The 19,150-nt window shown below is 63.2% G+C and carries 11 protein-coding genes; 9 read left to right on the forward strand and 2 right to left on the reverse strand.

The window, feature by feature from the left end; translation table 11 throughout:
- The first annotated feature begins 49 nt into the window (after positions 1-49).
- From C0Z19_RS00785 to C0Z19_RS00800, 4 genes are all read left to right on the forward strand, one after another.
- Complete coding sequence (locus C0Z19_RS00785; RefSeq protein WP_102607886.1) at positions 50-4,909, forward strand: NAD-glutamate dehydrogenase; 4,860 nt, start codon at positions 50-52, stop codon at positions 4,907-4,909.
- A gap of 11 nt (positions 4,910-4,920) precedes the next feature.
- Positions 4,921-6,003 (forward strand): selenide, water dikinase SelD, encoded by a 1,083-nt coding sequence (selD, locus tag C0Z19_RS00790; protein ID WP_102608149.1) that lies wholly within the window; start codon positions 4,921-4,923, stop codon positions 6,001-6,003.
- Between the two features lie 153 nt (positions 6,004-6,156).
- Positions 6,157-8,670, forward strand: a complete 2,514-nt coding sequence (locus tag C0Z19_RS00795; RefSeq protein ID WP_102607887.1) for a mechanosensitive ion channel family protein — start codon at positions 6,157-6,159, stop codon at positions 8,668-8,670.
- Positions 8,671-8,759: 89 nt separating this feature from the next.
- Complete coding sequence (locus tag C0Z19_RS00800; RefSeq protein ID WP_102607888.1) at positions 8,760-9,821, forward strand: purine-nucleoside phosphorylase; 1,062 nt, start codon at positions 8,760-8,762, stop codon at positions 9,819-9,821.
- Between the two features lie 136 nt (positions 9,822-9,957).
- On the opposite strand, the gene C0Z19_RS00805 is transcribed toward C0Z19_RS00800, so the two are convergent.
- Both C0Z19_RS00805 and C0Z19_RS00810 read right to left on the reverse strand, forming a co-directional pair.
- Positions 9,958-10,257: a DUF4148 domain-containing protein gene (locus C0Z19_RS00805; RefSeq protein WP_102607889.1), complete on the reverse strand. Its 300-nt coding sequence runs from the start codon at positions 10,255-10,257 to the stop codon at positions 9,958-9,960.
- Positions 10,258-10,398: 141 nt separating this feature from the next.
- Positions 10,399-11,403, reverse strand: a complete 1,005-nt coding sequence (locus tag C0Z19_RS00810; RefSeq protein ID WP_102607890.1) for a LysR family transcriptional regulator — start codon at positions 11,401-11,403, stop codon at positions 10,399-10,401.
- A 158-nt stretch (positions 11,404-11,561) separates the two neighbouring features.
- Here C0Z19_RS00810 and C0Z19_RS00815 point away from each other — a divergent pair, with 158 nt between their 5' ends.
- The 5 genes from C0Z19_RS00815 (at position 11,562) to C0Z19_RS00835 (ending at position 19,082) form a co-directional block, all read left to right on the forward strand.
- Positions 11,562-12,407, forward strand: coding sequence for an alpha/beta hydrolase (locus tag C0Z19_RS00815; RefSeq protein WP_102607891.1), 846 nt, complete (start codon positions 11,562-11,564; stop codon positions 12,405-12,407).
- A 40-nt stretch (positions 12,408-12,447) separates the two neighbouring features.
- Positions 12,448-13,668, forward strand: a complete 1,221-nt coding sequence (locus tag C0Z19_RS00820; protein WP_102607892.1) for an efflux RND transporter periplasmic adaptor subunit — start codon at positions 12,448-12,450, stop codon at positions 13,666-13,668.
- 145 nt (positions 13,669-13,813) lie between these two features.
- Positions 13,814-17,011, forward strand: coding sequence for an efflux RND transporter permease subunit (locus C0Z19_RS00825; RefSeq protein WP_102608150.1), 3,198 nt, complete (start codon positions 13,814-13,816; stop codon positions 17,009-17,011).
- An 18-nt stretch (positions 17,012-17,029) separates the two neighbouring features.
- Positions 17,030-18,541, forward strand: a complete 1,512-nt coding sequence (locus C0Z19_RS00830; protein WP_102607893.1) for an efflux transporter outer membrane subunit — start codon at positions 17,030-17,032, stop codon at positions 18,539-18,541.
- A 145-nt stretch (positions 18,542-18,686) separates the two neighbouring features.
- Entirely contained in the window at positions 18,687-19,082 is a 396-nt protein-coding gene (locus C0Z19_RS00835; protein ID WP_102608151.1) for a DUF2384 domain-containing protein, read from the forward strand.
- The last annotated feature ends 68 nt before the right edge of the window (positions 19,083-19,150 follow it).

Raw genomic sequence — 19,150 nt, forward strand, 5'->3', positions numbered from 1 at the left:
AAGCGGGTTAGAACATCGTCATGCATCGTCATCCGCCGCGGAGGGCACCATGCAAGCGAACAACGAAGAAGCCGTCGCCCATCTGCTCGCCGATCTCGTCGAGTATGCGCGGGGGCGCTGGTCCGAGGCGGCATTCGTGCCGATCGAATCGTTCCTGCGCTTCTACTACGAGCTCGTCGACACGCAGGATTTGCAAAGCCGGAGCATCGCCGATGCATACGGCGCGGCATTGGCCCATTGGCAGACTGCGCAACGATTCGTGCCCGGCGCTGCGACGCTGCGCGTCTATAACCCCGTCCTCGATGAACACGGTTGGCATTCCGATCATACGGTCATCGAGATCGTCAACGACGACATGCCCTTTCTCGTCGATTCGGTGACGATGGAAGTCAATCGTTGCGGCCTGACGCTGCACTCGGCGATCCACCCGGTCTATCGCGTATGGCGGGATGGGCAGGGGGCGATCGTGCGCATTGAGCCGGGCGGGGCGAGCGGCGACGGTGACAGCGCGGTCGAGGGCTCGCACCTGGAGTCGTTCATTCACTTCGAGATCGATCGCTGCAGCGAAGCGGTCAAACTCTCGGAACTGCGTGCGAACATTGCGCGCGTGCTGGGCGACGTGCGCGCCGCGGTGGAGGACTGGCCGAAAATGCAGGCGGTCGCCAAGGAGACGATCAAGGCGCTGGCTGCATCCGAATCGAGCGGCGAGGCATCCGAGGCGCGCGCCTTTCTCGAATGGATGGTGGCCGATCACTTCACGTTCCTGGGGCTGCGCGATTACGCCCTCGTCCCGTACGAAGGCGATTTCGCGCTGCGCGGCGTGACCGGCACCGGTGCCGGTATCTTGCGCGAGAGCCTGAGGCCGGCCGATACGCCCGATCTGACGCCGCTGCCGAAAGCCGCCGGCGCGATTATCGGCGAAGACACGCCGATCTTTCTGACGAAGGCGAACTCGCGAGCGACGGTGCATCGGCCCGGCTATCTCGACTATGTCGGCGTGAAGTTGTTCGGCCCTGACGGAAAGGTGATCGGCGAGCGCCGCATGCTCGGTTTGTACACGTCGACGGCCTACACGGGCTCGATCAACGATATTCCGATCGTGCGGCGCAAGTGCGCGAACATCGTGCGGCGAGCGGGATTCCTGGCGAAGGGGCATTTGCATAAGTCGCTCGTCACCGTGCTCGAACAGTATCCGCGCGACGAACTGTTTCAAACGAGCGAAGACGAGCTGTACGACATTGCACTCGGTGTATTGCGCCTGCAGGAACACCAGCGCCCGCGTCTGTTCGTGCGACGCGACCGGTTCGAACGATTCGTCTCCTGTTTGATCTTCGTAGCACGCGAGAAATACAACACCGATTTGCGACGGCGCATCGCGAAGCTGCTCTCGGGCGCGTTCAACGGGACCAGTGTCGAATTCACGCCGCTGCTTTCCGAGTCACCGCTCGCACGCATTCACATCGTCGTGCGCACCGCTTCGGGGGGGCTGCCCGAAGTCGACACGCAGGAGTTGGAGAAGCGGCTCGTGCAAGCGACGCGCCGCTGGCAAGACGATCTGGCCGATGCGCTGCTCGAACGTTTCGGCGAGGAGGAGGGCAATCGCCTGCTGCAACGATACGGCGATTCGTTCCCGGCCGGCTATCGCGAAGACTATGTCGCGCGCACCGCCGTGCGCGATATCGAACTCATCGAAACGGCCCAGCGCAACGAGACGCTTTCGATGAACCTGTATCGACCGATCGAAGCCGCGCCGCGTGCGTTTCGCTTCAAGGTCTATCGCACCGGGCAGTCGATCGCGCTCTCGCGCAGCTTGCCGATGCTCGAGCATTTGGGCGTGCGCGTGGACGAAGAGCGTCCGTACCTGATCGAGCCGCCTGGCGCGGCACCCGCCTGGGTGCATGATTTCGGCCTTGAGCTGACGGATTCCGTCGAATTCGACATCGAGCGCGTGAAGGCGCTGTTCGAAGAAGCGTTCGCGCGCGTATGGGCGGGCGACGTCGAGAACGACGACTTCAATCGGCTCGTCCTGCGGGCGCAACTTGCGTCCCGCGAGGTGTCGATCTTGCGCGCCTATGCGAAGTATCTGCGGCAGGTGGGCTCGACGTTCAGCGATGCCTATATCGAGCGCGCCGTGACGGGCAATCCCGCCTTGGCGCGCGGCTTGGTCGATCTGTTCCTCGTGCGCTTCGATCCGGCGCTGGGCGCTTCGCGGGCCACCCGCACCGAAGCGCTGCTGCAAGGTATCCAATCGGCGCTCGACCAAGTGCCGAATCTCGACGAAGACCGCATCTTGCGGCAATTCCTCGGCGTCATCAACGCCACCGTGCGAACGAATTATTTTCGGAGAAGCGAAGCGGGTGAGCCGTTGCCGTACCTGTCGTTCAAGCTCGATCCGTCGCGCGTGCCGGGGTTGCCCGAGCCCAAACCGATGTTCGAGATCTGGGTTTATTCGCCGCGTGTCGAAGGCGTGCATCTGCGAGGCGGGCGCGTGGCCCGCGGTGGGTTGCGCTGGTCCGACCGCCGCGAGGATTTCCGCACCGAAGTGCTGGGTCTGATGAAAGCGCAGATGGTCAAGAATACGGTGATCGTGCCGGTCGGGTCGAAGGGCGGTTTCGTCGTCAAGAATCCGCCCGCGGGCGGCGATCGCGAAGCGGTGATGCGTGAAGGCATCGCCTGCTATCAGACATTCCTGCGTGGCTTGCTCGATCTCACCGACAATCGCCAGGGCGGTGCGATCGTCAGCCCTCCCGATGTCGTGCGACACGATGCCGACGATCCCTACCTCGTCGTCGCCGCCGACAAGGGTACGGCGACGTTCTCCGACTATGCCAACGCGATAGCGCGCCAGTACGGCTTCTGGCTCGACGATGCGTTCGCGTCGGGCGGCTCGGTCGGTTACGACCACAAGAAGATGGGCATCACGGCGCGCGGGGCGTGGGAATCCGTGAAGCGGCACTTCCGCGAGATGGGCGTCGATACGCAGAGTAACGATTTCACGGTGGTCGGTATCGGCGATATGTCGGGCGACGTGTTCGGCAACGGCATGTTGCTCTCGCGTCATATCCGGCTCGTGGCCGCATTCGATCATCGCCATATCTTTCTCGACCCGGACCCGAACCCCGAGACGAGCTTCGCCGAACGCGAGCGGATGTTTGCACTCGAACGATCGAGTTGGGCCGATTACGATCAAACGAAGATATCGGCAGGCGGCGGCGTCTTTCCGCGCACGGCCAAGGCCATTCCGGTTTCACCGGCTGTCCAGGCAGTGCTCGGCATTCAGGCCGCGGCACTGGCGCCGAACGAATTGATTCGCGCGATTCTGCTTGCCCCTGTCGATTTGCTCTATAACGGCGGCATCGGCACCTATGTCAAAGCGACGCGCGAAACGCACGCCCAAGTCGGCGATCGCGCGAATGACGGCGTGCGCGTCAACGGTGCGCAGTTGCGTGCGAAAGTCGTCGCCGAGGGCGGCAACCTCGGGCTCACGCAGCTTGGCCGCATCGAATACGCGCAACAAGGCGGCCGGATCAACACCGATGCAATCGACAATTCGGCCGGCGTCGATTGCTCCGATCATGAAGTGAACATCAAGATTCTGCTCGGGCTCGTCGTGGCGGACGGCGAGATGACGGAGAAGCAACGCAACGCCTTGCTCGCGGAGATGACCGACGAGGTCGGGCTGCTCGTCCTGCGTGACAACTATCAACAGACTCAGGCGCTGTCGATCGCCGGACGCTTTGCGCCGGAACTGCTTGACTCGGAAGTCCGGCTCATGCGTTCGCTCGAACGGCTCGGCCGCTTGAATCGCACGATCGAATTTCTGCCGAGTGACGACGAGATCGCGGAACGCCAGGCGGACAAGCTCGGTTTGACCTCGCCCGAGCGCGCCGTGCTGCTTGCTTACAGCAAGATGTGGCTGTACGACGAATTGCTCGATTCGAGCCTGCCCGAAGATCCGCTCGTCGCGGACATGCTGCGCGAGTATTTTCCGAAGCCGCTGCAGATACGCTTTGCCGATGCCGCCGCACGGCATCCGCTCAAGCGCGAAATTCTCGCGACGCACCTCGCCAACGCACTCGTGAACCGGGTAGGCTGCGCATTTATCTATCGGCTGCAGGAAGAGACCGACGCCAAGCTCAGCGATATTGTGCATGCCTGCATCATGGCGCGCGATGTCTTCGATATCAACGATCTATGGTTGCGCATCGACGCGCTCGACAATCGCGTGGGCGACGACGTGCAGGCGCGCATGTTCGTCGACGTCGCGCGGCTCGTCGAACGCGCGGCGCTCTGGTTCCTGCGACAATTGCAGACTTCGAAAGTCGAACGCGACAGCGAGGGCGTCGCCGCGTTGATCGAGCGATGCCGGGAGGCGGCGGCGCGATTGACTCCGCGTTTGCCGGCGCTGTTGCCGGCCGCAGAGTTGGCTGCGCTCGACGAGCGGCGGCGCGTGCTCGAAGAGGCCGCCGTCGATGGCGATCTGGCTGCGCGCGTCGCGAGCGGGGAGATTTCTGTCGCGGTGCTCGATATCGCCGAGGTGGCATCGAGCGTCGCCAGACCGCTCGAACTCGTGGCAGGCGTCTATTTCGCACTGGGTACGATGCTCGATTACGCGTTCATCGGCGAGCGCGCGAGCGCGTTGCCCACGCACACGCATTGGGACATGCTTGCCCGCGCAGCCGCATTGGCCGAATTGGCGAGGCTCAAGCGCACACTGACCGCGAGTGCGCTTGCTCATGCACCCGAGCGGGCATCGGCCGACGCGATCGCGGCGGCGTGGCGCGAGCAGCGCGCGCCGCAACTCGATCGCTTTGCGCATCTGATCGCCGAGCAGCGCGCGTCCGGTGGCGCGAGCCTGTCGATGCTGCTCGTGCTCGTACGTGAAATGGCGGTTTTGGAACGGGGATGAAGAAGGAACGTATGAACGATAGACACGACGAAAACCACGCAGGCACGCAGGCACCGCGCTTGACGAGCCTTTCGCACGGCGGTGGCTGCGGTTGCAAGATTGCGCCCGGTGTGCTCGCACAGTTGCTGGCCGCTCAACCTGCCAGCTCAACTGCCGCCGTGTTTCCGAATCTGCTCGTGGGCAGGGAAACGGCCGACGATGCCGCCGTCTATCGCCTCAACGACGAGCAGGCGATCGTGGCGACGACCGATTTTTTCGTGCCCATCGTCGACGACCCTTACGACTTCGGCCGTATTGCCGCAACCAACGCGTTGTCTGATCTTTACGCAATGGGCGCGCGCCCGATCCTCGCGCTCGCGCTCGTGGCAATGCCGATCAACGTGCTGCCGCGTGAAACCATCGCGGCTATCTTGCGCGGCGGCGAAAGCGTGTGTGCGGATGCCGGCATTCCGATTGCGGGCGGTCATTCGATCGATTCGGTCGAACCGATTTACGGGTTGGCGGCGCTTGGCGTCGTGCATCCCGCACACGTCAAGCGCAATTCGACAGCGTGCGAGGGCGACGTGCTCGTACTCGGCAAGCCGCTCGGCGTCGGTGTGCTGTCGGCGGCCTTGAAGAAGGGCGAGCTCGACGAGCGCGGCTATGCGGCGATGATCGACGCGACGACCCGGCTGAACCGCCCCGGCATCGCGCTTGCCGCGTTGCCGGGCGTGCATGCGCTGACCGACGTGACCGGCTTCGGCCTGCTCGGCCATGTGCTCGAGTTGGCGCGCGGTGCAAATCTTGGGATTCGTCTGCGGTATCGGGATCTGCCTCTGCTTGCGGGCGTCGAAACGTTGGCTGCGCGTGGCATCGTGACCGGGGCGTCGGCGCGCAACTGGGCCTCGTATGGCGAGGATATCGAACTCGCCGCGGATTTGCCCCAGGTGGCACGTTCATTGCTGACGGATCCCCAGACTTCGGGCGGTCTGCTCGTGGCGTGTGCGCCGGGCGCCGTGGAAGAGGTGCTCGCCTGCTTCCGCGCCGATGGTTTTGCCGACGCCGCCGTGATCGGTGAAGTGATCGGCGGGCAGCCGCGCGTAGCCGTGGCTTGAACGTGGATTGAATATGGCTTAAGGGTCAGAGCGGGGCGTCGCCCGGCTTTTGCGGATCGTTTGGGTGAGAACGAAGTCAGATGAGGATCGAGCGAGCCGCGGCGTGTCCGCGGTGCTCCCGATCCGTCGTTGCTGTTTCTTCCTCACGTCTCTATGCGCAAATCACTGTTCGTCAACCTGCTTCTCCTCTTTGTCAGTCTCTCGTCCGCGTATGCTGCGCCGGCATCGACGCCGGCCGCGGCCCAACCGGTCTCCAATCCTTCCAGTGTGGTGCTGACGCCCGATCAGGCCAAGCACGCGCTGCAGGTGCTCGGCGATCCGAAATCACGCTCGCAGATGGAAGATACGCTGCGCGCGATCGCAGCGGCCGGGGCGTTGGCCACCCCGCCTGCCGCGAGCGCGGCGGCACCGGCCAGCTCGGCGTCGGGCGTGCTGTCGGCGATCGCTTCGAACGGGCTCGTCTCGCAGGTTGCGCATCAGAGCGTCCACGGCCTGCGCGAGATCGGTGCTTCACTGCGTCACTCGACTGCTGCGTTGCTCGATGTGCGTTCGGTGCGCGTATGGTGGGCCTACGAGATGACGAGCAAGGAGGGCCGCGCGCAGATGGAGCAGCTGGCCGAGACGCTCGCGGCGACGTTCGTTCCTGCCTGGCTTGCCGGTTGGCTGGTGTACTTACTGCTGCGCAAGCGCGTACGAACGCTGGCCGTAGGCGCTTCCCGCGAGGCTGGTCCCGAGGGCGTCGCGGAAAGCGAAGGTCCGCCCAACAGCGCGGAAGACGGCGCCAACGCGCGAGCCGATGCGGCGGTCCGGTACCTCAACGCAAACGTGCCGGCGACGAGTATCGACGAGAACGCCATGCGCGCCGCCCGCACACAGCGCAACGCAGCGCATGCAGGGCGGAATTGGTCGCTGCTGCAGCGCCTGCCTTATGCGCTGCTGCACACGTTGCTGCAAGCGCTGCCGCTTGCGGCATTCGTGGGCGTGGCAATGGTCGCCATGTCATTGCTGACCGATGATGGAACGCCCGAAGCCGACGTCGTGGAAGCCATCATCGAAATTTATGCGGTGGCCCGCGCCGTGGCGCTCGCGAGCGGGTTCTTGTTCGCATGCGATGCACCAAGATTGCGGATGCTGCCGCTCGGCGACACATGGGCTGCGTTCGGTCAGCGTTGGATGCTGCGCCTCGTGATCGTGCTCGGCATCGGCGTTGCGATGGCCGAAGCACCCGTGCCCCTGGGGCTGACCGACGAAGCGCATCTCGGCATTGCGAAGGCGGTGGCCCTCGTCGGCCACGTCATGATCGCGGTCTTGATCCTGCAGATTCGCCGCCCCGTCGCCGCATGGCTGCGTAGCAAGTGCGCACAGTCGCGAGCGCTGCGATTCTTTGCGAACTGGCTCGCCGATATATGGGCACCCCTTGCGGTGTTCCTCGTCATGGCGCTGTGGTTCATTTGGGCGCTCGATGTCCGCAACGGCTATCGAGTGTTGCTCGAGCATGGCGGTCTTTCATTGCTGATTCTCATCGGGGCGCGCGTTGTCGCGATTGTCACGTTCGGTCTGCTCGGCAGCATGTTCGGCAATCAAAATGACAGCACCCGGTCCGTCGCCTTGCAGCGCGCGCAGCGTTATTACCCGCTGTTTCGACGTATCGTTTGGCTCGCGATCATCATCGCGGCGGTGACCCTGATCTCGTTGGTGTGGAACATCCATATCTGGCAGGTATTTACTCGCAATTTCCTGGGGCGCCGGCTCGCGTCGGCGTGCACGACCATTGCCATTGCGGCTTTTGTCGCGATCCTCGTCTGGGAGGCGATCAACGTTTCGATCGAACGGCGGCTGCGCGCGTGGACCGATGCGGGCGACCTCATGCGCGCGGCGCGCTTGCGCACCTTGCTGCCGATGCTTCGTTCAGCGTTGATGATCGGCATCGGACTCATCATGGGGCTGACCGGCCTGAGCGAACTCGGCGTCAACATCGGACCGCTATTGGCCGGTGCGAGCGTGTTCGGCGTCGCCCTGGGTCTGGGCGCGCAGAAAGTCATGCAGGACTTTCTCACGGGCACGTTCCTATTGATGGAAAACGCCATGCAGGTTGGCGATTGGGTCACGCTGGCGGGCCTGTCGGGGACGGTCGAATATTTGTCGATCCGAACGGTGCGTTTGCGCGGCGGGGACGGCGCACTGCATACGGTACCGTTCAGCTCCGTTTCGACGGTGACCAATTCGAACCGGGGGCTGGGCAATGCCGCGGTCAGGGTCAGCATCGCATATGGTCAGGACATTGATCTGGCCGTGCGCACGTTGAGCGAAATCGGTGCGGCGTTGCGCGAAGACCCGAAGTTCAAAGACGGCATCCTCAGCGACTTCAGTTTCTGGGGCGTCGACCAGGTGGACGGCTCGATGATTACGCTGCTCGGCCAGCTTCAATGCCGTGATACGGCGCGCTGGCCGATCCAACGCGAGTTCAATCGACGCATCGCGGAAATGTTTCACGAGCGCGGTATCGTCATTGCCAATCCCCTGCGTAATGTGCTCGTGCCCGGTGAAGGCGCGAAGGCGAACGGCGACGCAGTCGAGCCCGATGAACGAGTGCAGGCGAGCGAAGGCGGGGACAACACGCGGCCGAACGAACAGCAGCGCGCCAGACCCCCGTCGACAGGCACGTGACGAATGGCGGGCGCCCGCTATACTGGCGCGCGCAGCACCAGCATCAGCGAGCGGTTCTCTCCAACAAGTAACGAATCCAAGGAGCGCCCATGCTTAGTCGCACCCTTTTGTCGATCGGCGCCATTGCGCTGACAGCCTGCGCGGCCACGGCCTCGAGTGCGCAGGACAATGACACCGCCTTTGCCGAATCCGGGCCGCACGGCAGGCACGTCAAAGTCATGATCATTTCGATGTTTGCACCTGAAGGACAGGTCTGGCTCGATCATCTGGGCCCGTGGGAGTCGATTCCCGTTGCCGGTCTTTCGCCCGACTACCCCGACGTGCATTGCAACAAGCAAGACATCTGCGTCATGACGACGGGCATGGGGCACGCGAATGCGGCCGCCTCGACGATGGCGCTGACGTTTTCGCCGCGCTTCAACCTGCGCCATACCTACTTCATGATTGCGGGCATCGCGGGTATCGACCCGGCGCAAGGGACGCTCGGTTCCGCCGCATGGGCGAAATATCTCGTCGACTTCGGGATTCAATGGGAGCTCGATGCCCGTGAGATCCCGGCGGGATGGAAGACCGGCTATCTCGGCATCAATACGACGAGCCCCGATCAAAAGCCGCCGCTCGATTACAAGACCGAGGTGTTCCAACTGAACGCGCAACTGGCCGATGCGGCCTATGCGCTCTCGCGCAACGTCGTGCTGACCGACAGCGCGCAAGCGCAAGCGGCTCGGGCGAAGTTCAGCTACGCGCCCGCCAATCAGCCGCCTTCCGTTATCCAATGCGACACGCTGGCCGGAGACACATGGTTCTCGGGTACCGACCTAGGGCAGCGCGCGCGCGATTGGACCAAAATCATGACGGACGGCAAGGGCAAGTACTGCACGACCCAGCAGGAAGACAACGCCACGTTCGAAGCCTTGACGCGGGCTGCAAACGCGCATCGGGTGGATCTATCGCGCGTTGCCGTGTTGCGGACGGGCTCCGATTTCGACCGCCCATACGCCGGGCAAACGAGCGCCGACAACCTGCTCAACTACCAGGCGCAGGGCGGCTTCCCGTTGGCCATCGCGAACCTGTACCTGACGGGCAACCCGCTCGTGCAGGACATTGCGACGCATTGGGGGCAATGGCGCGAAGGCGTGCCGCAGCGCTGAGCCCGTCAACCGCGGCGGCGCTTTGCCGCCGCGGCCGAAACGACGTCCAGACGGGCGTGTCGCTGTCCCAATGATCGAGCATGGAAGGCGCTACGTCGAACATTCAGGATTCCTTTTGTTTAGGAGGACTCAGTGGTTACTGACCGGCGCGGGCCAGCTTGATCCGCGCGCTGCCGTCTTCCTGCAGTGCGACGCGGGCCGCTTGCGTTTGGCCTTCGAGGCTCAGGTTCGGATAGCTTTGCTTGTTGATCGAAGCGAGCGTGCCGTCTTGCCGCGCGGCCACGAGTTCCGCGCGTACTTCTTCACGCGTTTTGCTGCTCTTGCCGATCCACGATTGGTCTTGGTAGGTGCCGTTATGGCCGATGCCGCCGTCGGCAAACGCGGCCGTGCTGGCGAAGAGGGATACGAAAAGGGCGGCTGTGAGAGTGCGCTTCATGATGTGCTCCTGTCTTGGTCTGCTGCGGCACCGACGATCGGCGTCGCGACAGGAGCAAATGTAGGCGCTGGCGGAATCGGGATAAACCCGGATCGTGCGAATTAATTTGTCGGCCTGGCGAAACAATCGAATCCGTCGACGTCAGGCCACCCATTCGGTCAGCACGGGCGTATCGAGCGTCGACGTGCTTTCGCGCTCCTCGAGCGTGCGTTTGCTGCACGGCTTGTCAAGGCTTTGTCGGCCGCTCAACAGCGGGCAGCGGTCGAACACTTCGGCAATCCAATCGACGAACACGCGCACTTTCGGCGAGAGATGGCGGCTGTGCGGGTAGACGGCCGAGATCGGCATGGGCAGCGGCTTCCACTCGGGCAGGACTTCCTTGAGCGCACCGGAACGCAGATGCGGCAGCACCATGAACAGCGGCGCCTGAATAAGGCCGAAGCCCTCCAACGCGCAGGTGACGTAAGCGTCCGCATCGTTGACCGATACGGAACCGGGCATTTTCACCTCGACTTCCTTGCCGTCCACGAGGAAGTCGAAGTTGATGATCCGGCCCGTGCGGCTCGAAAAATAATTGACGGCCTGAAACTGCCCTAATTCGTCGATCGTTTTCGGCTCGCCCGCGCGCGCGAGATAGTCGGGCGCCGCACACGTGACGCCTTCGAACAAGCCGATTCTGCGCGCGACGAGCGACGAATCCTGCAAGGCGCCCACGCGTATGACGCAATCGACCCCCTCCTGGAGCAAATCGACGGGGCGGTCGGAGAAACCGAGCTGCAGGTCGATATCCGGGTAGCGCGTATGGAATTCGCACAACGCGGGGATGACGATCGAGCGCCCGAGTGCGCCGGGCATATCGACACGCAGCTTGCCGTGCGGCTTCTTGCTGCCGTTTTGAAGGCTGCTTTCGGTCTCGTCGACGTCCGCCAGAATGCGCACGCAGCGTTCATAATAAGCGGCGCCGTCGGGCGTGAGGCTCAGCCGTCGCGTCGTGCGGTGCATGAGCCGTACGCCAAGGTACGCTTCCAGGTTCTGAATGATGGTCGTGACGGACGCACGCGGCAGATCGAGCGTCTCCGCGGCCTTGGTAAAGCTGTTCGTGTCGACCACACGCGTGAACACCTGCATGGCCTGAAGCCGATCCATGGTCGCTCTCCGGATGATTCCCGCCAACTATCCCAACTGATGAGAACAATTGTTCGGGCGCGGTGAATTGTGTTGCCGGATTATAGGCATTTATCTCGGACTCTGCCGAATCCACAATTCGCACCATTGTGAAACCGTCGCGCCTTGCGCGTTCAATCATGCGAACTACGCATTCCCGTAGTTTCTCTGCGGGATCGGCCTGGAGTGCGAAGACGCTCGAGGTCGAAGAAGTCCGGATTGCCGGATATGAGAGCAATATTCCACTACGACTTTATCGCCGCAGTGGCGTACGCTCATTGCCTGTCATGCTTTATTTTCATGGCGGCGCATTCGTGGGAGGGTCGCTGGACGACGCCGAATTCGCTGCGCGTTATTTCGCCGAATATCTTTCGGCATTGGTCATATCCGTAGGCTATTCGCTGGCGCCCAAGCACCCGTTTCCGGCAGCGCTCGAAGACGCCTACCGCGCAGCCAAATGGGCCCAAGGCTCGGGTCGGGACATCGGCGGCGACGGCAAGCGGCTGCTCGCGGCGGGGCATTGCGCAGGCGGGCACATTGCGAACGGGCTCTCGTTCGTCGCGCGCGATCGCGGCGACGTAAGCATTGCGGCGCAAGCGTTGTTCAGCCCGATGCTCGATCCGAGCATGACCTGCCTCGCCGACGAGCGCGCCGTCCAATCGGACATCACGCCGCGTCAGTGCATGGCGAGCTACCGCGCCTACCTGCCACAAGCGTCGCAGCGGATGCACCCGTACGCGGCGCCGCTCGAGTCGGCGCGGCTGGCCGGCTTGCCGCCCGCTTTTATCGCCACCGCGCGCAACGATGTCCTGCACGTCGAAGCGGAAACGTACGCGGCAAAGCTGATCGGCGCCGGCGTGCCGACCCAGGTTATGCGTTACTCCAATGCAACGCACGAGCGAATCGCGTACGATCCGCAAGCTTTGGAAGATGCAACACGCTTTTTCGAGCGCCATCTCGAAGGGCGGGCCGTCACAGTTGGCTGATCAGAAACGTCATAAAACAACACCACACCGGAGCCTCGTCATGCCTCAAAAGTCTGTTTCTCGTAGTCGCATCGCCTATGCCGTCCTTGCCGTGGCAGCGGTGGCCGGTGTGGGTGCGTTCAGCGCGATTCGCGTGAATGCGAGCGCGCCCGCGCAAGCCGCGCCGATGGCGCCCGAAGTGGACGTCGCATCGGTGCTGAACAAGACCGTCACCGACTGGCAAACCTATTCGGGCCGGCTCGAAGCCGTCGACAAGGTCGACATCCGGCCGCAAGTATCGGGCACGATCGTATCGGTCAACTTCAAAGACGGCGCACTCGTGAAGAAAGGCGAGACGCTGTTCGTGATCGATCCGCGCCCGTACGCGGCCGAAGTCGATCGCGCGAAGGCCCAACTCGCGGCCGCCAAGGCGCGCGACAGCTATGCGCAAACCGACTGGCAACGCGCTCAACGCCTGATGGCCGATAACGCAATCGCCAAGCGCGACTACGACGAGAAGCAGAACAACGCGCTCGGTGCCGCCGCGGACGTGAAGGCAGCGCAGGCCGCGCTCGAAGCCGCGCAAATCAACCTCGGCTATACGACGATCGTCGCACCGGTGGCCGGCCGCGTTTCGCGCGCTGAGATCACAGTAGGGAATGTCGTATCGGCGGGCGCGAGCGCTGCGCCACTGACGACGCTCGTGTCGGTTTCGCCGATCTACGCCTCGTTCGACGTCGACGAGCAGACCTATCTGCAGTACATCGGCCGCGCCCGCAACGGCGCGAATGTACCGGTCGAACTCGGTCTTGCCAACGAGACGGGCTACTCGCGCAAGGGCACGATCGCGTCGGTCGATAACCGGCTCGATACGTCCTCGGGCACGATCCGCGTGCGTGCGCGCTTCGACAATCCGGACGGCACGCTGGTGCCGGGCCTTTATGCCCGCGTCAAGGTGGGTGGCGGCGAACCGCATGCGGCGCTCTTGATCGACGAAGCGGCGATCGGCACCGACCAGGACAAGAAGTACGTGCTCCTCGTCGATAAGCAAGGCGCCGTGGCGTATCGCGAGGTCAAGCTCGGCGCGCTGCATGGCAACTTGCGCGTGATCACGGCGGGCCTCGCGGCGGGCGATCGCATTGTCGTGAACGGCGTGCAGCGTGTGCGTCCGGGTCAAACCGTGCGTGCTCATATGGTGCCGATGACCGACGATCCGGCGGGCGGCGGCAACGCCAGCGCCGATGCGGGTAAGACCGGTGCGGACCCATCGACGAATTCCTGAGACACCGCTTGCTTCGATTCGCCTTGACGGCATTGAAGCGAATCACTCGAGAAAGCACCGGGTTGCCGTGCGCTTTTTTCGACCCCCTCAGGGGGCCTGACGTGAAGCGTCAGGCGTGGATGCAAATCACGACTCAGAACGCGACATGAACATATCTAAATTTTTCATCGATCGACCGATCTTTGCAGGGGTGCTATCGGTCCTGATCCTGCTGGCAGGCGTCATTTCGCTGTTCCAGTTGCCGATCTCCGAGTACCCGGAGGTGGTGCCGCCGTCGGTCATCGTGCACGCGCAGTACCCGGGCGCGAACCCGAAGGTGATCGCCGAGACCGTGGCCTCGCCGCTCGAAGAGCAGATCAACGGCGTCGAGAACATGCTCTACATGCAGGCGCAGGCGAACAGTGACGGCAACATGACGTTGACCGTGACGTTCAAGCTCGGCACCGATCCGGACAAGGCGCAGCAGCTCGTGCAGAACCGGGTTTCGCAAGCGATGCCGCGTCTGCCGGATGACGTGCAACGGCTTGGCGTGACGACGATCAAGAGTTCGCCGACGCTGACGATGGTCGTCCACCTGATCTCGCCCGACAACCGCTACGACATGACGTATCTGCGCAACTACGCGTTGCTCAACGTCAAGGATCGTCTCGAACGGATCGCAGGCGTGGGCCAGGTGCAGCTGTGGGGCGCGGGCGATTACGCCATGCGCATCTGGCTCGATCCGAACAAGCTGGCCGAGCGCAATCTGACGGCGAGCGATGTCGTTGCGGCGATTCGCGAGCAGAACGTGCAAGTGGCGGCGGGTGTGATCGGCGGCTCGCCGTCCTCGCCCGATGTGCCGCTGCAGCTGTCCGTCAATGCACGTGGCCGCCTGCAAACCGAATCGCAATTCGGTGCGATCGTCATCAAGACCTCGCCCGATGGCGGCGTGACGTATCTGCGCGACGTCGCGCGCGTCGAGCTGGCGGCTTCCGAGTACGGTTTGCGATCGCTGCTCGACAACAAACCGGCTGTCGCTCTCGGTATCAACCAGCAGCCTGGCGCGAACTCGCTGGCGATCTCGGATCAGGTTCGCAAGGACATGGCCGAGCTGAAGAAGGACTTCCCGGCCGGCGTCGATTACGACATCGTCTATGACCCGACGCAGTTCGTGCGTTCGAGTATCGAAGCTGTGATCCATACGCTGCTCGAAGCCATCACGCTCGTCGTCATCGTCGTGATCGTGTTTCTGCAGACGTGGCGCGCGTCGATCATCCCGCTCGTCGCCGTGCCGGTGTCGATCGTCGGTACGTTCTCGCTGCTGCTCGCGTTCGGCTTCTCGATCAACGCGTTGTCGTTGTTCGGGATGGTGCTCGCGATCGGTATCGTCGTTGACGATGCGATCGTCGTCGTCGAAAACGTGGAGCGCAATATTTCGGCGGGTCTCAGCGCGAGAGCGGCCACCTATAGGGCGATGCGCGAGGTGAGCGGGCCAATCATCGCCATCGCGCTGACGCTCGTCGCGGTGTTCGTTCCGCTTGCCTTCATGAGCGGGTTGACGGGCCAGTTCTACAAGCAGTTTGCGATGACGATCGCCATCTCCACGGTGATTTCGGCGTTCAATTCGCTGACGCTGTCGCCGGCGTTGTGCGCGATCCTCTTGCGTAGCCACGATGCGCCGAAGGATTGGCTGACGCGCGCGATGGATCGCGTGCTCGGCGGCTTCTTCAGGCAGTTCAACAAGGTGTTCAAGCGCGGCTCGCAGTCGTACGGTCATGGCGTGACGCGCGTGCTGAGTCGGAAATCGCTGATGCTCGGCGTGTATGCCGTACTGGTTGGCGCAACCTTGCTGATCACGCATATTGTGCCAGGCGGGTTCGTGCCTGCGCAGGACAAGGAGTACCTGATCGCGTTCGCGCAATTGCCAAACGGGGCCACGCTCGATCGGACTGAAAACGTCATCCGCGAGATGGGCGACCTGGCAATGAAGCAACCCGGCGTCGAGCATGCCGTGGCGTTCCCTGGGTTGTCGGTGAATGGCTTCACGAACAGCTCGAGCGCGGGCATCGTGTTCGTTACGCTCAAACCGTTCAAGGAGCGCGGATCGAAGGCGTTGTCGGCCGGGGCCATCGCCGGTGCGTTGAACCAGAAGTACGCGGGCATCAAAGGCGCGTTCGTTGCGGTGTTCCCGCCGCCGCCTGTGCTGGGTCTCGGTACGCTTGGCGGTTTCAAACTGCAGCTCGAGGACCGCGGTGCGCTTGGCTACGCGCAGCTCGACGGGGTGACGCAGGCGTTCATCAAGCGCGCGCGCGAAGCGCCGGAACTCGGTCCGTTGTTCACGAACTATCAGATCAACGTGCCGCAGCTGAATGTCGATCTCGATCGCGTGAAGGCCAAACAGCTTGGCGTGTCGGTGACCGATATCTTCAACACGATGCAGATCTATCTGGGCTCGCTCTATGTGAACGACTTCAACCGCTTCGGCCGGGTCTATCAGGTGCGCGTGCAAGCCGATGCGCCGTTCCGTGCGCACCCCGACGACATTTTGCAGTTGAAGACGCGCAATGCCTCGGGCGAAATGGTGCCGCTGTCCTCGCTCGTGAAAGTGTCGCCGACGTTCGGCCCGGAAATGGTCGTGCGTTACAACGGCTATACGGCGGCGGACATCAACGGCGGTCCTGCGCCGGGCTACTCGTCGGACCAGGCGCAGAACGCAATCGAACGTATCGCCAAGGAGACGCTGCCGCGGGGCGTGAGTTTCGAGTGGACCGACTTGACGTATCAGCAGGTGTTGGCCGGCAACTCGGCAATCTGGGTGTTCCCGATCAGCGTGCTGCTTGTGTTCCTCGTGCTGGCTGCGTTGTATGAGAGCCTGACGTTGCCGCTCGCGGTGATCCTGATCGTGCCGATGAGCGTGTTGTCGGCCTTGACGGGCGTGTGGCTGCTGCACGGCGACAACAACATCTTCACGCAGATCGGCTTGATGGTGCTCGTGGGCTTGGCGTCGAAGAACGCGATTCTGATCGTGGAATTCGCGCGCGAGCTCGAACACGATGGACGCACGCCCGTGGCCGCGGCGATCGAGGCGAGCCGCTTGCGGTTGCGGCCGATTTTGATGACGTCGATCGCGTTCATCATGGGCGTGGTGCCGCTCGTGCTGTCCACGGGCGCGGGTTCGGAAATGCGTCATGCAATGGGTATCGCCGTGTTCTTCGGTATGTTGGGCGTGACGCTGTTCGGCCTCATGTTGACGCCGGTCTTCTACGTGGTGCTGCGTAAGTTGGCGGGCGGCACAATCCATGTGGCAGGCAAGGATTCGAAAGACGATACGGATGTCGACGAACCCGCGATGTCGGACGCTTGAGGCTTAGAGGACAAAACAATGAAACGAATTGATTGGAATGCCGACGGCTCGCGTCTTGCACTACGTGCGTTGGCCGGCGGCCTTTTGATGACGCTCGTGGCGGCTTGCTCGATGGGGCCGACCTACAAGCGCCCCGACGTCGATACGCCGGCCGCGTTCAAGGAAGCACCGCTGCCCGCTTCCGAAGCGGGTGCGTGGAAGACTGCGCAGCCAGCGGAGGCGATGCAGCGCGGCCAATGGTGGACGATTTTCAACGATGAGACGCTGAACAAGCTCGAAGACGAAGCGCAATCGGCAAATCAAGACTTGAAGGCGGCGGCCGCGCGGGTGCGCGAATCGCGTGCGGGGCTCGACGCCGCGCGCTCGGCCTGGTTCCCTGAACTCGACGTGGGCTTCGGCCCCACGCGCGAGCGCGTATCGCCGGCGTCGCAAGGACTGCCGCAGAATGCGTACCTGCCGCCTGTCACGCTATGGCGTGCGCAATCGACGGTATCGTACGAGGCGCCGCTGTTCGGCCGCGTGAGCGACAACGTCGCCGCCAGCCGTGCCGATTCGCAGCAGAGCGAAGCATTGTTCCGCTCCGTGCAGTTGGCGTTGCAGGCCGATGTCGCATCGAACTACTTCTCGTTGCGCGAGCTCGATACGGAGCAAGACCTGTACCGCCGCACGGTGGCACTGCGCGAAGAAGGGCTCAAACTCGTCAAGCATCGCTACGATGCCGGCGATGTCAGCGAGCTCGATCTTCAGCAGGCAACCAATTCGCTCGCGAGTGCGAAGGCCGACGCAGCGGGCATCGCGCGGCAGCGTGCGGCGTCCGAGCATGCGCTCGCCGTGTTGCTCGGCAAGCCGCCCGCGGACTTCTCGTTCCCGCAGCAACCGCTCGAGCCCGTGCTCGCGCGCGTTCCGGCAGGGCTGCCGTCGTCGCTGCTCGAACGGCGTCCCGATGTCGCTGCGGCGGAGCGCGCGATGGCTGCGGCCAATGCGCGTGTCGGTCTCGCGAAGTCGGCGTTTTTCCCGCAACTGAATGTCACGGGCGCGTTCGGCTATGAAGCCTCGGGGCTGAGCCAGCTGTTCAAATGGTCGAGCCGCACATTCTTGCTCGGCCCGTTCGCGGGCACAGCGCTATCGCTGCCCATTTTCGATGGCGGTCGTCGCAAGGCCGATCTGAACCGGGCGAAGGCGCAATACGACGAGCAGGTGGCGAACTACCGCCAGCAGGTGCTCAACGCGTTCCGTGAAGTCGAGGATAGTCTGGCCGACCTGCGTTTGCTCGACGATCAGATCAAAGCGCAAAACGATGCGGTCAACGCGGCGGCGCGCGCCGAGCATTTGTCGGAGGCGCAGTATCGCGAAGGTCAGGTGAACTACCTCGATGTGCTCGATAGCCAGCGCACCGTGTTGCTGGCGCAGCGTCAGGCGAGCCAGTTGGCCGGATCGCAAGCGGTGGCGACGGTCAGCCTGATTCGCGCGCTAGGCGGCGGCTGGGGCGATACGAAGCCCGGCGATACGCAGCAAATGGCCAAGCAGTGAGGGCGCGCTCCGGTAGCTCGCGCAGCTGCGAGCAGGCCGGGCGCCTTGAACGACGGAGCATCGATCGCGCGGTGGTCTGCGCGATCGGCGCCCTGTTTTATGTGCTACGTGCGCGCCATGGCGCACGAAGGATGCGAGGTAAATGATGAACTCGACGGTTGTCGTTGACGACATCGCGCAAAGCGCAAGCTTCGAACAATTCATGAGTTCGCTGCGCGATCCCGCGTTTGCCGCACCGATCGTGTCGGCGCGGCGCTTTTCGGATGCGCTGCATATCGATCTTCAGACGCTGGCGAAACAAGCCGGCGTGCATCGCAATACGCTGAGCCGGATGCCGGCGTCGGAGAGCGTGCAGCGCTTTTTGCGCGAGGCCTTACGTGTGATTCGTGCCGCGACGGATGCGCACGGCTGCGTCAAGCAAGCGCTGTTCTGGTATCGGAACGAGCCGCTATCGGAGTTCCAGTACCGGACGGCCGAACAGCTTGTGTCCGGGGGGCAGACGGAAGATGTGCTGCGGTATATCGCCCAGTACCAGCGGTGAACGCATTCGCGCTTAATTTGTTCCGTTGTTCCGGCCCCTGCCTATCTCCTTGTCCCAAGGCGCTGCGC

The sequence above is a fragment of the Trinickia soli genome (assembly GCF_002879855.1).
In the GTDB taxonomy this organism is placed as follows: Bacteria; Pseudomonadota; Gammaproteobacteria; order Burkholderiales; family Burkholderiaceae; genus Trinickia; species Trinickia soli.